We start from the raw sequence: 15,196 nt of genomic DNA on the forward strand, positions 1-15,196 counted from the left end.
AGGTTGAGTCGCGCAAGGTGCTTGAATGACAAGACCACTGGCCGCCGCGTACGTTGAACGCCTAGACTTCGCCGATCTTCAGTTCAGGAATCGCCCGTGACCTCCATCTTCTGGTACGACTACGAAACCACTGGCATCAATCCCCGTTGCGACCGTCCGTTGCAAATGGCCGGCCTGCGCACCGACTTCGATCTCAATGAAATCGACGAGCCGGTCAATCTGTTTTGCCAGCCCAGTGAGGACATCCTGCCGCATCCGGTCGCCTGCGCGATCACCGGCATCACCCCTGGACAATTGCAAACGCACGGCTTGAGCGAAGCCGATTTCATGACCCGGGTGCATGCGCAACTCGCCGCACCGGGCACTTGCGGCGCGGGGTACAACACCTTGCGCTTCGACGACGAGATGACCCGTTACAGCCTTTACCGAAACTTTTTCGACCCTTATGCGCGAGAGTGGCAGGGCGGCAATAGCCGCTGGGACCTGATCGATGTGGTGCGCGCCGCCTATGCCCTGCGTCCCGATGGCCTGTCCTGGCCGACCGATGACGAGGGGCGGGTCACGCTCAAGCTGGAACGCCTGACCGCGGCCAATGGCATCGATCATGGCAATGCCCACGAAGCACTCTCGGACGTTCGCGCGACGATTGCCCTGGCGCGCCTCATCCGGGAGAAACAGCCAAAGCTCTATGACTGGTTGTTTCAACTGCGCAGCAAGCAAAAAGTCATGGACCAGATACGCCTGATGCAACCCCTGGTGCATGTCTCCGGGCGCTTTTCTGCGGCGCGAAACTTTGTCGGGGTGGTATTGCCGCTGGCCTGGCACCCGCGCAACAAGAACGCGTTGATTGTCTGTGACCTGCACCTCGACCCTCAGGGGCTGCTCGACCTGGACGCCGAGACCTTGCGCCAACGCTTGTACACCCGTCGTGAAGAACTGGCCGAGGGTGAATTGCCGGTGCCGTTGAAGCTGATTCACATCAACAAGTGCCCGGTGGTGGCGCCGTTGTCGGTACTTCGCAAAGAGGACCAGCAACGCCTGGGGCTGGATATGGCGCTGTATCAGCAGCGGGTTTCGCGACTAAATGACGCGCAGCAAGTTTGGCAGGATAAAATCCTGGCGATGTATGCCCGCGAAGATTTTTCTCCGAGCGAGGATCCGGAGCAACAGTTATACGACGGGTTTATCGGTGACCGTGATCGGCGATTGTGTGAACAAGTCAGAAGCGTTGATCCGATGCAATTGGCCCAAGAGCAATGGCCGTTCGATGACGAACGTTTGCCCGAACTGTTGTTTCGATATCGCGCACGCAACTTTCCCGAAACGTTGAATGTGCAAGAGCAAGAACGCTGGCGAATATTCTGTCAGAAACGTTTGTCAGATCCCGAATGGGGTGCGCCCAATACCCTGGAAAGTTTTCTAGAGGCCGCGGCCCAGTTGAGCGTTAGTGCTACTGCGTTTCAGCAAGGGGTGCTCAACGAATGGCAGGTTTATGTCCAGGGATTGCGCCAGCGATTGAGTCTTTGAAATCGAACATGCCCGTGCTTAATCTGCGGGCATAAAAAAACGCCAGCATTTGCTGGCGTTATTTTTTTGTCACGGATCCGTCTGCGACAAGCGCTGAGGCTTAGCCCAACAGGGTAGCCCAGCCTTCCACCACGTCGCCGCCCCACTTGGCTTTCCACTCTTTCAGAGTCTTGTGGTTGCCACCTTTGGTTTCGATGACTTCGCCGTTGTGCGGGTTTTTGTATTGTTTAACTTTGCGAGCACGCTTGGTGCCGGTAGTTTTTACTGCCGCGCCGCGAGGTGCTTTGGTCTTGGACTCAGGGTCCAACAGCGCGATGATGTCACGCAGGGACTTGGAGTATTCGCCCATCAGGGTGCGCAGTTTGCCTTCGAATTCCAGCTCGGTTTGCAGTTTGTCGTCTTGGGACAGGTTCTTCAAACGGGCTTGCAGCTCTTTGATAGCTTCTTCGGTGGCGCGATATTCGTTGATCAGTGACATGGGGACTACCTTATGTTGTGCGCTGGATGGCAGGTGACAGTGCCGCAATAATAGTCACGGTGTTTCATCAAGTAAACATTTAAGCCGGGTTTTATTTTATTTAGCTTCGATAAATTGGCGCACATTGGTTATGCAGTTATTAGTGTCGTCCCGGTCTGACAGATATACATAAATTAACAAATGAATGGCGCCGGGCTAACGCCACCGTGCGAACGGGTATCGGCGCTGCCCGGCATGGCCCGGCGACCTTCCGGCAGGGGCCCGCGTCAACAATACTGCAGTTTTGCTGCGCAATCGCTAGAATGGCGGCCTTTGCGAAGTTCTGGAGTTTCCCCCTCATGCGCACTTTTCGTCTGGTGATTTCTTGCCCGGACCGTGTTGGCATCGTTGCCAAAGTCAGTAACTTTCTGGCATCCCACAACGGCTGGATCACTGAAGCGAGCCATCACTCGGACAATCTCAGTGGCTGGTTCTTCATGCGGCACGAAATTCGTGCCGATTCGCTGCCCTTTGGTATCGAAGCGTTTCGCGAAGCCTTTGCCCCGATCGCCGAAGAGTTCTCGATGGACTGGCGCATCACCGATACCGCACAGAAGAAACGCGTGGTGTTGATGGCCAGCCGCGAATCGCATTGCCTGGCCGACTTGCTGCACCGCTGGCACAGCGATGAACTGGACTGCGAAATTTCCTGCGTGATTTCCAACCATGACGACTTGCGCAGCATGGTGGAATGGCACGGTATCCCGTACTACCACGTCCCGGTCAATCCGCAGGATAAACAACCGGCCTTCGCCGAAGTGTCGCGCCTGGTCAAGCATCACGATGCCGAAGTGGTGGTGCTGGCCCGCTACATGCAAATCCTGCCGCCGGAACTGTGCACCGCGTACGCGCACAAGGTCATCAACATTCACCACAGCTTCCTGCCGTCGTTCGTCGGCGCCAAGCCGTATCACCAGGCGTCCCTGCGTGGCGTGAAGTTGATTGGCGCGACCTGCCACTACGTGACCGAAGAGCTGGACGCCGGCCCGATCATCGAGCAGGACGTGGTCCGCGTCAGCCACAGCGACAGCATCGAGGACATGGTGCGTTTTGGCCGTGACGTCGAGAAGATGGTGCTGGCTCGTGGCCTGCGCTATCACCTGGAAGATCGCGTGCTGGTGCACGGCAACAAGACGGTCGTTTTCTGATCGACGATCGTTGCAGTTGAAATTCGAAGGGCCTGGGCGTTCAATCGCTTCAGGCCCTTCGCCGTTTCTGCACCGAGGACAAGACCATGGCCGATTCACTCGACAAAGCCACCTCCAGGGCGCCCGCCACGCTGGGCGAGGGCTGCCTGAGCCGCTACGACCCCGAGGACATGGGGCCTGAAGATGGCACTGAGTTTCCCGGTGCGGCCGAACTATGGGAAGAAATTACCGCCGAAGCTCAAGCCCCTGCAGAGCCCGACTTGCCGATGACGCGCCCTTAATACCTTGTTTCACCAAACGGTAGTTCTCTTGTAGGAGCGAGCCTGCTCGCGACGAGGGCAAAACATTCAGCGGCGATATCGCCCGCGCAGACGCCCTCGCTGGCAAGCCGGTTCCTACGAGGGTTTGGTTCAGGCGTGCTTGAGGCTGAACAACTTCATCAACAGCGGCCGGCCCAGCATCAGCAGAAACACCAGCCCACCCACCAGTAAGTAGAAGTAATAGGTCACCGCCCGCCAGATCAAAATTGCCGCAGCGGCCGTGGACTTGCCGACCATGGGCGCCAGCAGCGCTGCGGACGTCAGCTCAGCCGCCCCCGCGCCGCCCGGCAACAGGCTCAATTGCCCGGCGCTCAATGCCAGCATCTGAATCAGAAAACTCCAGGCCCACTGCAACTCTGCGCCGAGCCCGCGCAATGCCAGGTACAACACGCTGTAACGCAGCAACCAATGCACACAAGTCAGGGCGAACACCTTGATCAGGGTCTGCAGGGGCAATTTCAATGTGTCGGTAAACGCCGCCAGAAAATGCAGGAGCTTGCGCGTCCAGCGCATTCGCGTGGCGGGTTTGACGTTGAGTCGGGCGAGCCAGCGGCCGCTCAGGCGAATCAATGAGCGGTGATAGCGGGCGACCATGACGCAGGTGAGCAGCCCGCCGAACAATGAGGTGGCGCTGACCATCAGCATCCATTCGATGCGTTGGCTGAGGTGCTGGAACAGGGCGTAAATCAGGATCCCGCTCAGGGCGCAGAGGAAAAACAGCAAGTCGCTCAGTTGGTCCATCGCAAACACGGCGCTGCCCCTGGCCGGGCGCACACCGTGACGCGCCAGCAACGCCATGACCGTCAGCGGTCCACCGCTACCCCCAGGCGTGGCGCAATAGGCAAATTCGGCGGCCATCACCACGCCCAGGCTCTTGAGCCGGCCGACCCTGTCGCACTGATCCCCCAACAACAGGCGCAAACGCACGGTGTTCACGACCCAGCAGATCAGGATCATGCCGAACATGATCAGCAGCCACGGCAGCGAAAAACCGTCCAGTCGCGACCAGATCTCGTTGCCGCCCAACACCAGCGGGATCGAAACCGCCGCGAGCAGGACGACGAACAACAGCAGCGCGCGATTCATGCGGCGTGCTCCAGACGTTCGCTTTGCAGCACCAGCCATCGCGACTTGGTCATTGGCTCGCGCCCACTGTCGAGCAAACGTTCGAGGGTTTGCAGCCAGTATCGGCGCGAGAATTCATGACGCATGTCCACCGGGTGCAGGCCCAGGCGAATGACCGGGGCATGCTGCCAGCGGTGTTCGCGGCGGTCGCTGACAAGTTTCGACAGGCCCCGGCGCCAGGCGCTGCGCGCACTCCAGACCAGTCCCGGCGCCTCTATCGCGGTGAAATCCGGCAAACGATATAGATGTTGCGAGTCGCTGGTGTAACTCAACGGCAATTGGCGCAATGCCTGGCGTGTGCCTTCGCTCATCAGCCAGGCCGGGGCGACGAACCCCGCCAATGGCCAGTCATGGCGCTGGAACAGCTCGATGCCCTGACGCAGGCGGACGAGGGCGGCCTCTTGTGACAAATCATAAAACTCTCCTTCGTGGGTGTAGATCCGACGCATGAACCATTCCCGTGGCGTGGTTGGTATCGGGCTGTCATCGCAATGGAAATACCCATGCAGCGTCAGTTCATCGCCATGGGCGAGTCGCGCATCGAGTTGATGGCGCAGTTGCGGATGCTTGTCCAGATCGTTGTGTTTATGGAAGTTCGGTACTACCAGCCAAGTGATCGGCACGTCGCCCATGGCGTCGACGGCGCGCACGAACGGCTGGTAATCGGCCCAGGTGCATGGGGCCACATCGTGCAGGGCGAGTATTAGAGCGGGCTTGTCCATGGCTTCAACCATTGGATGTCAGCGGCCATTGGCTGCCGAGCACCGCGTGGTAGTGGCCCAACAGGCTGTCGACAACGGTGTCCCAAGCGTAATGGCGTTCGACATGCAATCGTGCTTGTCGGCCCAGTGTTGTACTGCCCGAGGAAAACAGTTCACGTACCGCTGTGGCCATCGCGGCAGGATTGTCCGGCGCACAGAGCAGGCCGCCTTCTGCGGTGACGATTTCCTCGAAGGCTCCGGCCGCAACGGCCACCACCGGAATACCACTGGCCATTGCTTCGAGTATCACCAGGCCGAAGGTTTCCTGGTCACCGGCATGTAGCAGGGCATCGGCGCTGGCCATCAGGCGTGCCACCTGGGGGGGCGGGCAGAACTCGTCGATCACGGTGACGTTGGACGGCACGGCCGTCGGCATCGACGAACCCACCAGCAGCAAGTGATAACGCCGGCCCAGGCGTTTCATGCAGTCGAGCAGCACCGGCAGGTTTTTTTCCTTGGAGCCGCGTCCGGCGAAGATCAAGAGATGGGTGTGTTCATCCAGGCCCATTTCAGCCCGCAGCCCCGGGTCGCGGGCGTCAGGGTTGAAGGTTTTCAGGTCGACGCCCAGCGGTTGCACGAAGACGTTCCTGACCCCCAGCCCGATCAGTTTGTCGGCCATCACCTGGCTGGGCGCCAGGACCCGGTCGAAGTTGCCGTAGAGCTTGCTGACATAGGCCTCGACATTGTTGGTCAGCCAGGGACCCATGCGGTTGCTGACCAGCAGCGGCAAGTCCGAGTGATAGAAACCGATTACCGGCACATCGAGTTGCCGTCGCGCGTCCAGCGCCGCCCAGGCGGTGAGGTAAGGATCACCGACTTCAATCAGGTCGGGCTGCAAATCGTGCAAGACATTGCGCCACGGCGCCAGACGCAAGGGGAAGCGATACCCCTTGCCGAACGGCAGCGCCGGTGCCGGCACCGTGAAGATGCCGTCCCGTTCACTCAAGGACGATCCGGGGATCAGCAAACTGTGGCGAATGCCGGTCTTGATACCCAGGCGACGATGCTTCGCATCCAGGTAAGTGCGCACGCCACCGCTGGCGGGGGCGTAGAACATGGTGATGTCAGCGATATGCACGATGAACGATCCTCCGGTCCCGGTCCTCACTTGGTTGACCGTTAGGGCGAATAGATGTTCGGTCGGGTTTTTTGGAAGGGGAAAGGTGGGGCTTTTTCTGGTAAGCCAGCTCCTACAGGAATGCATATGTGTAGGAGCTGGCTTGCCCGCGAAAAGGCTCGTTCAGACGCTAGATACGGAAACTGCCTACCAGCTGCTTCAACCGCGCTGCCTGCTGCTCAAGGTCCGAGCACGCACGCAAGGTCGATTGCAGGTTTTCCACACCTTCCTGGTTCAGCGTGTTGATCTCGGTGATGTCGACGTTGATCGATTCCACCACGGCAGTCTGCTCTTCGGTCGCGGTGGCCACCGACTGGTTCATGCCGTCGATTTCGCCGATCCGCAGCGTCACGCTGTTCAGGCGTTCACCCGCCAGGTTGGCGATTTCCACGCTGTCCTGGCTGTGGCGCTGGCTGTCGCTCATGGTGCTGACCGATTCGCGGGCGCCGACCTGCAGCTCCTCGATCATGCTCTGCACCTGTTGCGCCGATTCCTGCGTGCGGTGAGCCAGGTTGCGTACTTCGTCCGCCACCACGGCAAAACCGCGACCGGCCTCACCGGCGCGAGCCGCTTCAATCGCAGCGTTGAGCGCCAGCAAGTTGGTTTGCTGGGAAATGCTGGTGATCACTTCGAGAATCTGCCCGATGTTCACCGTTTTGCTGTTCAGCGATTCGATGTTGCTGCTCGACGCGCTGAGCATGCTCGACAGTTGATTCATCGCCACGATGCTGCGATCCACCACTTGCTGGCCATCTTCGGCCAGGCTGCGGGCATCGCTGGCCTGGCTTGAGGCCTGGGCGGCATTACGGGCGATTTCCTGGGCGGCGGCGCCGAGTTGATTGATCGCGGCGGCCACGCTGCTGGTGCGCGAGGCTTGCTGGTCGGAGTTGAACATCGACGAGTTTGACGCGGCGACGACACGCAGCGCGACTTCGTTGACCTGGCCGGTGGCCGACGACACTTCGCGGATCGAGCCGTGGATGCGCTCAACGAAGCGGTTGAAGGCGGTGCCAAGGGTGCCGAATTCGTCATTGTTCTGGATGCTCAGGCGCTTAGTCAGGTCGCCTTCGCCGTCGGCAATGTCGGCCATGGCGCGGGTCATGACGTGCAGCGGCTGAATCAGGATGCGGATCAACATGCCCAGCAGGGCAATGATGATGACCACGGCAATGATGGTCGCGACCACCGCCGAGGTGCGGAATTCGCTGAGCATCGAGAAGGCTTTTTCCTTGTCGACCGACAGACCGATGTACCAGTTGACTGAAGGCAGGCCCTTGATTGGGGTAAAGCTGACGATGCGGGTTTTGCCGTCGACATCGATTTCGCTGAAACCGCTGCCAATGCGCGGGGTATCTTTCGGATACGCCTCGCTCAGGGATTTCATCACCAGCGCCTTGTCCGGATGCACCAGGATCTTGCCGTCGGCACTGACCAGGAACGCGTAGCCCATACCATCGAAGTCACGGGCGCTGAGGGTCTCGATCAGGGTTTGCAGGCTCAAGTCGCCGCCCACTACGCCAACGCTCTGGCCGGCTTTCTTCGAGGCGATCGCCATGGAAATGATCAGTTGACCGGTCGCCGCATCGATGTAGGGTTCAGTCAGGGTCGCGGTGCTGCTGCTTTCGGCGCCCTTGTACCAAGGGCGAACACGAGGGTCGAAGCCGTCGGGCATCTTCGCGTCCGGACGAATGGTGAAGTGCCCGGTGGCGTCACCCAGGTAGGAAGCCATGAAGGTCGATGTCAGGGCTTTCTGTTCAAGCAGGTTGGCGACGTTGGCTTGTTCCGGGTTGATGGCGATGTTCTGCGAGAGGTTCTCGATCAGCAGAATGCGCCCGGCCAGCCAGGTCTGGATGTTGTTGGCGGTGACGTCACCCATCTCGTTGAGATAGTTATCGAGGTCTTCGCGGAGGGCATTGCGCTGCAAATAATCGTTGTACAGCGTGAATGAGGCGAAGGCGGCAATAACAATGAGGGCGGCGGCAAGCAGGATCTTATGGCTGAAACGCAGATTTTTGTTCATGGCTTGGGGTTCCGCTAAGGTCTTAATGTCCAGCGCGTGCTTTTATAAAGGGACGCACAACGGGCAAGGTTGAAAGCAAATGAAGTTTCCGACTCTCCTTAGGGAAAATTCCGACCAGATCGTGTCTGTTGCTTTGTCGCTTTCTCTATCGGCCGTGTAGGACCAAAGATTAATCATGGGTGATCAAATGCCTGACTCAATGCAACTCGTTATCGGTGCCGATCTCGAAGGTCAGCCGATTGCCCAGGCCATGCGCCTGGCGAACCGCCACGGTTTGATCGCGGGCGCGACCGGTACCGGCAAGACCGTGACGTTGCAACGCCTGGCAGAAGCCTTCAGCGATGCTGGCGTGGGGGTGTTCGCCGCCGACATCAAGGGTGACCTGTGCGGCCTAGGCGCTGCGGGCAATCCTCAAGGCAAGATCGCCGAGCGAATTGCCGGGATGCCTTGGCTGAACCACAAGCCTCAGGCTTATCCGGTAACGTTGTGGGACGTACATGGCCAGTCGGGTCATCCTTTACGGACAACCTTGAGTGAAATGGGGCCGTTGCTGTTGGGCAGCCTGCTGGAACTGACCGACAGCCAGCAGTCGGCGTTGTACGCCGCGTTCAAGGTGGCGGACCGCGAAGGCCTGTTGTTGCTCGATCTCAAGGACCTGAAGGCGTTGCTCAATCACCTGCGGGACAACCCCCAGTTGCTGGGCGACGATGCGGCATTGATGACCACCGGGTCCAGCCAGGCATTGCTGCGACGTCTGGCGACCCTGGAACAACAGGGGGCCGAAGCCCTGTTCGGTGAGCCGGCGCTGCAACTCGAAGACATCCTCCAGCCCGCGGCGGATGGACGCGGACGCATCCATTTGCTCGACGCCAGTCGCCTGGTGCATGAGGCGCCGAAGGTCTATGCGACGTTCCTGTTGTGGTTACTGGCCGAACTGTTCGAGCAACTGCCGGAGCGCGGCGATGCCGACAAACCGTTGCTGGCGCTGTTCTTCGACGAGGCGCATTTGTTGTTCAACGGCACGCCCCAGGCCTTGCGCGATCGCTTGGAACAAGTGGTGAGGCTGATTCGGTCGAAAGGCGTGGGTGTGTATTTCGTCACCCAGTCGCCGGGTGACTTGCCGGACGACGTGTTGGCACAGCTGGGTTTGCGCATCCAGCATGGGTTGCGTGCGTTCACGTCGAAGGAACAGAAGTCCTTGCGCGCGGTGGCCGAAGGTTTTCGGCCGAATCCGGCGTTCGATACCTTGTCGGTGCTGACCGAGTTGGGTATCGGCGAAGCCCTCGTCGGCACCTTGCAGGAAAAAGGCACGCCGGAAATCGTCCAGCGGGTGCTGGTGGCACCGCCGCAATCGCGGATCGGTCCGTTGACCGATGCTGAGCGCGCAGCGTTGATTGCTGGCTCACCGCTTAAAGGGCGATATGACCAGCCAATCGATCGCGAATCAGCCTATGAAGTGCTGATGGGGCGCAAGGGACTGGCACCGGAGCCCGAAGCGCAACAGGGCAAGCAGGAACCCACTTTCACCGAACAAGCGGGAGAGTTCCTCGGCACAGCGGCGGGGAAAGCACTGAAATCAGCGATGCAACAGGCGGCAAACCAGATTGGCCGACAGTTGGTGCGCGGCTTGATGGGGTCGTTGTTGGGTGGCAACAAACGCCGATAACACATTCAAACTGTAGGAGCGGGCTTGCCCGCGAATCGGTGTGCCAGACAACATCAATGTTGAACGTCCCGCCATCTTCGCGAGCAGGCTCGCTCCCACACGAGATCAGTGTCAGGTTTTGGACTTGGCGTGCGCCGCCAGTCGTTCAAGCGCCGCCCGCAAATTCGGATCGCTGATCCCGTCGGCCGTGGCCTGGATGGTCGCGGCCGCATCCTCCGACAGATCCATGGTATGCCCGGTCGCTCCCCGCTGGACGGTCGGCGGCTGCACCTTGAACAGGATTCGCGTGAGGTTGGTAAACTCGTCGAACATTTGCAGTTGTCGCTGCAAGCGCTTTTGCTGGTAGCGCAGGCGGGTGGCCCAATGACCGTCAGTGACAATCAGCAACAAACTGCCTTCACGCCATGAAGCCACGTGGCAATGTTCGCGAGCGGCGGGTTGCAATTGGCTTTCGAGCAGACGTTGCAGATGACCCAGGCGTTGAGCGTGGCCAAGAATGGCCTTCAGCGGCTTGGCTTCGCGTAGTAGAACGGCAGGAACCTTGGCCGTAAGTGGGCGAAATGCCATGATCAGACACCTGAAGTAACAGAGGCGCCATGGTAGCAGAAAGCACTGAATGCACCCGCCCATTGCTTTTGGGGACGCTTTACCCATTAAATCAACAACTAACTTCTGCCGTGTATGACTTGAAGTTGAGCAAAACGCCCCTATTTTAAGTGAGCCCCGTCAAAGCGCTGTGCCAGCATCGTGGAATATCGCCACTTTCCTCACCATCGTTTCCGGGTAGAATGCTCGTTCGCATGCGGCCATGAGGGCTGCACGGGCGACTCACGGGGCCGCCCTCCATCCCTTTAGTGTGGAAGATCCTGCCGATATGTTTGCGCCTTTGTTAAAGAAACTTTTTGGAAGCAAGAACGAGCGTGAAGTCAAACGCATGCTCAAGACGGTGCAACTCGTCAATGCCTTCGAAGAGCAAATGGTGGCCCTTTCGGACGATCAATTGCGTGCCAAGACAAGCGAGTTCAAGGCCCGCATCGCCAAAGGGGAAACCCTCGACAAACTGCTGCCAGAAGCCTTTGCGGTCGCCCGCGAAGCCGGCAAGCGTGTCATGGGCATGCGTCACTTCGATGTCCAGCTGATCGGCGGCATGACCTTGCATGAAGGCATGATCGCGGAAATGCGTACCGGTGAAGGCAAGACCCTGGTGGCAACACTGGGCGTTTACCTCAACGCGCTGTCCGGCAATGGCGTGCACGTTGTGACGGTGAACGACTACCTGGCCCGCCGTGACGCCAACTGGATGCGCCCGCTGTATGAATTCCTCGGCCTGACGGTCGGCGTAGTCACGCCGTTCCAGCCGCCGGAAGAAAAGCGCGCCGCCTACGCCGCCGACATCACCTACGGCACCAACAACGAATTCGGTTTCGATTACCTGCGCGACAACATGGCGTTCAGCATGGAAGAAAAATTCCAGCGCGAACTCAATTTTGCCGTGATCGACGAAGTCGACTCGATCCTCATCGACGAAGCCCGTACCCCGCTGATCATCTCCGGTCAGGCCGAGGACAGCTCCAAGCTGTACATCGAGATCAACAAACTGATCCCGCGGCTTGAATTGCATATCGAAGAGGTTGAAGGCGAAGTCACCAAGGCCGGCCATTACACCGTCGACGAGAAGACCCGCCAGGTCGAGCTCAACGAAGCCGGTCACCAGTTCGTTGAAGAGTCGCTGACCTCCCTCGGCCTGCTGGCTGAAGGCGAGAGCCTGTACTCGGCGCACAACCTGAGCCTGCTGACTCACGTTTACGCCGGCCTGCGTGCGCACAAGCTGTTCCATCGCAACGTCGAATACATCGTGCAGGACGGTCAGGTCGTACTGGTCGACGAACACACCGGCCGTACCATGCCGGGTCGCCGTTTGTCCGAAGGCCTGCACCAGGCCATCGAAGCCAAGGAAAACCTCAACATCCAGGCCGAAAGCCAGACCCTGGCATCGACCACGTTCCAGAACTACTTCCGTTTGTACAACAAGCTGTCCGGCATGACCGGTACGGCCGACACCGAAGCGTTCGAATTCCACCAGATCTATGGCCTGCAGGTCATGGTGATTCCACCGAACAAGCCTTTGGCGCGTAAAGACTACAACGACCTGGTGTTCCTGACCGCCGACGAGAAATACGCGGCCATCGTGGCCGATATCAAGGAAAGCATGGCCGCCGGCCGTCCGGTCCTGGTCGGTACCGCCACCATCGAAACCTCCGAGCACATGTCCAGCCTGCTCGTGAAGGAAGGCATCGAACACAAGGTCCTGAACGCCAAGTTCCACGAAAAGGAAGCCGAGATCATCGCCCAGGCCGGTCGCCCAGGCGCACTGACCATCGCCACCAACATGGCCGGTCGTGGTACCGACATCCTGTTGGGCGGTAACTGGGAAGTGGAAGTGGCTTCGCTGGAAAACCCGACCCCTGAGCAGATTGCCCAGATCAAGGCCGACTGGCAGAAGCGTCACCAGCAAGTGCTCGAGTCGGGCGGTTTGCAGGTGATTGCCTCCGAGCGTCACGAATCGCGCCGTATCGACAACCAGCTGCGTGGCCGTGCCGGCCGTCAGGGCGACGCCGGTTCCAGTCGCTTCTACCTGTCGCTGGAAGACAGCCTGATGCGCATCTTCGCCTCTGACCGGGTGAAGAACTTCATGAAGGCCCTGGGCATGCAGCCTGGCGAAGCGATCGAGCATCGCATGGTGACCAACGCCATCGAAAAGGCCCAGCGCAAGGTTGAAGGCCGCAACTTCGACATTCGTAAGCAACTGCTTGAGTTCGACGACGTCAACAACGAACAGCGTAAAGTGATCTATCACATGCGTAACACGTTGCTGGCCGCCGACAACATCGGTGAGACCATCGCTGACTTCCGTCAGGACGTGCTCAACGCCACCGTCAGCGCACACATTCCACCACAATCGCTGCCTGAGCAGTGGGACGTGGCCGGTCTGGAAGCCGCACTGCAGAGCGATTTCGGCGTAGCACTGCCGATCCAGCAATGGCTCGACGAAGACGATCACCTGTACGAAGAGACCCTGCGCGAGAAGCTGATGCAGGAACTCATCGCCGCGTACAACGAGAAAGAAGACCAGGCGGGCGCCGAAGCGTTGCGCACCTTCGAGAAGCAAATCGTTCTGCGTGTACTGGACGACCTGTGGAAAGACCACCTGTCGACCATGGATCACCTGCGTCACGGTATCCACTTGCGTGGTTATGCCCAGAAGAACCCGAAGCAGGAGTACAAGCGCGAGTCGTTCACGCTGTTCTCCGAGTTGCTGGATTCGATCAAGCGCGATTCGATCCGTGTGCTGTCCCACGTTCAGGTTCGCCGCGAAGATCCAATCGAGGAAGAGCAGCGTCTGCGTCAGGAAGCCGAGGCGCTGGCCGCCCGCATGCAGTTCCTGCATGAAGAGGCTCCGGGTCTTGAGCAGCCGGAAGTGCTGGGTGAAGAGGTCGATGTGGCCCTCGCCGCTGCGCCGGTTCGCAACGAGCAGAAGCTGGGTCGCAACGAACTGTGCTACTGCGGTTCGGGCAAGAAATTCAAGCATTGCCACGGGCAGATCCAGTAATACCCGTTTCAATCGCTGAAATACCCGCGCCGCGACCGGCTCCTGCCGTCGCGGCGTTTTACCATTCGAACCACCGTTGTCCTGAAACGGTGCTGACATCTTATTAAAGGAGCGCATTCATGGCTGTTGGTCTTGGTCCTTTGCCAACGTTGCACCCGGTTGCCGGTTTTGAGCTCGGTATTGCCTCGGCCGGCATCAAGCGCCCTGGGCGCAAGGACGTCGTGGTCATGCGCTGTGTCGAAGGCTCCACGGTTGCTGGCGTGTTCACCCTGAACGCCTTTTGTGCCGCGCCAGTGATTCTGGCCAAGCAACGCGTGCAAGGCCCTGTGCGTTACCTGCTGACCAACACCGGCAATGCCAACGCCGGCACCGGCGAACCTGGCCAGGCCGCTGCCGAGCGCACCTGCGCCAAGCTGGCGGAGCTGACCGGCGTCCACGCCAGCCAGGTGCTGCCGTACTCCACCGGTGTGATCGGTGAGCCGTTGCCTGTTGAGAAAATCGAAGGCGCACTGCAAGCAGCCCTTGACGACCTGTCGATCCACAACTGGGAAGCGGCCGCCACCGGCATCATGACCACCGACACCCTGCCAAAGGGCGCCAGCCGTCAGTTCCAGCACGACGGCGTGACCGTCACCGTGACCGGCATCAGCAAAGGCGCCGGCATGATTCGCCCGAACATGGCGACCATGCTCGGCTACATCGCCACGGACGCCAAAGTCTCCCGTGATGTGTTGCAAAACCTGATGCTCGATGGCGCCAACAAGTCGTTCAACCGCATCACCATCGATGGCGATACGTCGACCAACGACTGTTGCATGCTGATCGCCACCGGCCAGGCAGCACTGCCGGAAATCACCCGCGCCGAGGGCGAGCTGTTCGCCAAGTTGAAGCAAGCGGTGTTCGAAGTGTGCATGGACGTGGCCCAGGCCATCGTGCGTGACGGCGAAGGCGCCACCAAGTTCGTGACCGTTGAAGTCAACGGCGGCGGCAATCATCAGGAGTGCCTGGACGTCGGCTACACCGTGGCTCACTCGCCACTGATCAAGACCGCGTTGTTTGCGTCCGACCCCAACTGGGGTCGTATCCTGGCCGCTGTCGGCCGTGCTGGCGTACCGGACCTGGATGTAAGCAAGATCGACGTGTTCCTCGGCGACGTCTGCATTGCCAGCCGTGGCGCGCGCGCCGCAACCTACTCCGAAGCCCAGGGCGCGGCGGTGATGCAGCAGGAAGAAATCACCATTCGTATCGAATTGGGTCGCGGTGATTGCAGCGAAACCATCTGGACCACCGACCTGTCCCACGAATACGTGAAGATCAACGCCGAATACCGCACGTAACAGCGCAAGACCTGTAGGAGCCAGCTTGCGGGCGAAGGCGTCATTAGC

12 protein-coding genes are annotated in these 15,196 nt (G+C 59.6%); 6 read left to right on the top strand and 6 right to left on the bottom strand.

Annotation, left to right across the window (positions count from 1 at the left end):
- Positions 1-96 precede the first annotated feature (96 nt).
- Positions 97-1,527 (top strand): exodeoxyribonuclease I, encoded by a 1,431-nt coding sequence (sbcB, locus tag J1D76_RS17205; protein WP_421139443.1) that lies wholly within the window; start codon positions 97-99, stop codon positions 1,525-1,527.
- 100 nt (positions 1,528-1,627) lie between these two features.
- Here the strand turns inward: sbcB and mvaT are convergent, their stop codons facing one another.
- Positions 1,628-2,005, bottom strand: coding sequence for a histone-like nucleoid-structuring protein MvaT (mvaT, locus tag J1D76_RS17210; protein ID WP_007986150.1), 378 nt, complete (start codon positions 2,003-2,005; stop codon positions 1,628-1,630).
- Positions 2,006-2,343: 338 nt separating this feature from the next.
- Here mvaT and purU point away from each other — a divergent pair, with 338 nt between their 5' ends.
- Positions 2,344-3,192: a formyltetrahydrofolate deformylase gene (gene purU, locus J1D76_RS17215; protein WP_421139444.1), complete on the top strand. Its 849-nt coding sequence runs from the start codon at positions 2,344-2,346 to the stop codon at positions 3,190-3,192.
- Between the two features lie 86 nt (positions 3,193-3,278).
- A complete protein-coding gene (locus J1D76_RS17220; protein ID WP_421139445.1) occupies positions 3,279-3,473 on the top strand; it encodes a hypothetical protein in 195 nt (64 codons plus the stop codon).
- Positions 3,474-3,602: 129 nt separating this feature from the next.
- Here the strand turns inward: J1D76_RS17220 and J1D76_RS17225 are convergent, their stop codons facing one another.
- The 4 genes from J1D76_RS17225 to J1D76_RS17240 all read right to left on the bottom strand — a co-directional run bounded on the left by J1D76_RS17225 (position 3,603) and on the right by J1D76_RS17240 (position 8,535).
- Positions 3,603-4,598 carry a lysylphosphatidylglycerol synthase transmembrane domain-containing protein gene (locus tag J1D76_RS17225; RefSeq protein ID WP_421139446.1) on the bottom strand — a complete coding sequence of 332 codons (996 nt, stop codon included), beginning with the start codon at positions 4,596-4,598 and terminating at the stop codon, positions 3,603-3,605.
- Positions 4,595-5,371, bottom strand: a complete 777-nt coding sequence (locus J1D76_RS17230) for a DUF2334 domain-containing protein (RefSeq protein WP_421139447.1) — start codon at positions 5,369-5,371, stop codon at positions 4,595-4,597. Before J1D76_RS17230 ends, J1D76_RS17225 begins: the two co-directional genes overlap by 4 nt.
- The gene (locus tag J1D76_RS17235) at positions 5,364-6,476 is read right to left on the bottom strand and encodes a glycosyltransferase family 4 protein (protein ID WP_421139448.1); all 1,113 of its coding nucleotides are present in this window, start codon (positions 6,474-6,476) and stop codon (positions 5,364-5,366) included. Before J1D76_RS17235 ends, J1D76_RS17230 begins: the two co-directional genes overlap by 8 nt.
- Positions 6,477-6,645: 169 nt before the next feature.
- A complete protein-coding gene (locus tag J1D76_RS17240; protein ID WP_421139449.1) occupies positions 6,646-8,535 on the bottom strand; it encodes a methyl-accepting chemotaxis protein in 1,890 nt (629 codons plus the stop codon).
- Between the two features lie 187 nt (positions 8,536-8,722).
- On the opposite strand from J1D76_RS17240, the gene J1D76_RS17245 reads away from it, so the two are divergent.
- Entirely contained in the window at positions 8,723-10,201 is a 1,479-nt protein-coding gene (locus J1D76_RS17245) for a helicase HerA-like domain-containing protein (RefSeq protein WP_421139450.1), read from the top strand.
- Positions 10,202-10,312: 111 nt separating this feature from the next.
- Here the strand turns inward: J1D76_RS17245 and J1D76_RS17250 are convergent, their stop codons facing one another.
- Positions 10,313-10,768 carry a DUF721 domain-containing protein gene (locus J1D76_RS17250; RefSeq protein ID WP_421139451.1) on the bottom strand — a complete coding sequence of 152 codons (456 nt, stop codon included), beginning with the start codon at positions 10,766-10,768 and terminating at the stop codon, positions 10,313-10,315.
- Between the two features lie 307 nt (positions 10,769-11,075).
- On the opposite strand from J1D76_RS17250, the gene secA reads away from it, so the two are divergent.
- Complete coding sequence (gene secA, locus J1D76_RS17255) at positions 11,076-13,811, top strand: preprotein translocase subunit SecA (RefSeq protein ID WP_421139452.1); 2,736 nt, start codon at positions 11,076-11,078, stop codon at positions 13,809-13,811.
- Between the two features lie 119 nt (positions 13,812-13,930).
- A complete protein-coding gene (argJ, locus tag J1D76_RS17260) occupies positions 13,931-15,148 on the top strand; it encodes a bifunctional glutamate N-acetyltransferase/amino-acid acetyltransferase ArgJ (protein WP_421139454.1) in 1,218 nt (405 codons plus the stop codon).
- Positions 15,149-15,196: the final 48 nt, after the last annotated feature.

Source organism: Pseudomonas sp. NFX15, assembly GCF_049132105.1.
GTDB lineage: Bacteria > Pseudomonadota > Gammaproteobacteria > Pseudomonadales > Pseudomonadaceae > Aquipseudomonas.

Coding starts and splice junctions, on each gene's coding strand:
- J1D76_RS17245 (WP_421139450.1), top strand. CDS start 8,723: ATGCCTGACTCAATGCAACTCGTTATCGGTGCCGATCTCGAAGGTCAG.
- J1D76_RS17220 (WP_421139445.1), top strand. CDS start 3,279: ATGGCCGATTCACTCGACAAAGCCACCTCCAGGGCGCCCGCCACGCTG.
- J1D76_RS17240 (WP_421139449.1), bottom strand. CDS start 8,535: ATGAACAAAAATCTGCGTTTCAGCCATAAGATCCTGCTTGCCGCCGCC.
- J1D76_RS17250 (WP_421139451.1), bottom strand. CDS start 10,768: ATGGCATTTCGCCCACTTACGGCCAAGGTTCCTGCCGTTCTACTACGC.
- mvaT (WP_007986150.1), bottom strand. CDS start 2,005: ATGTCACTGATCAACGAATATCGCGCCACCGAAGAAGCTATCAAAGAG.
- J1D76_RS17230 (WP_421139447.1), bottom strand. CDS start 5,371: ATGGTTGAAGCCATGGACAAGCCCGCTCTAATACTCGCCCTGCACGAT.
- J1D76_RS17225 (WP_421139446.1), bottom strand. CDS start 4,598: ATGAATCGCGCGCTGCTGTTGTTCGTCGTCCTGCTCGCGGCGGTTTCG.
- secA (WP_421139452.1), top strand. CDS start 11,076: ATGTTTGCGCCTTTGTTAAAGAAACTTTTTGGAAGCAAGAACGAGCGT.
- argJ (WP_421139454.1), top strand. CDS start 13,931: ATGGCTGTTGGTCTTGGTCCTTTGCCAACGTTGCACCCGGTTGCCGGT.
- purU (WP_421139444.1), top strand. CDS start 2,344: ATGCGCACTTTTCGTCTGGTGATTTCTTGCCCGGACCGTGTTGGCATC.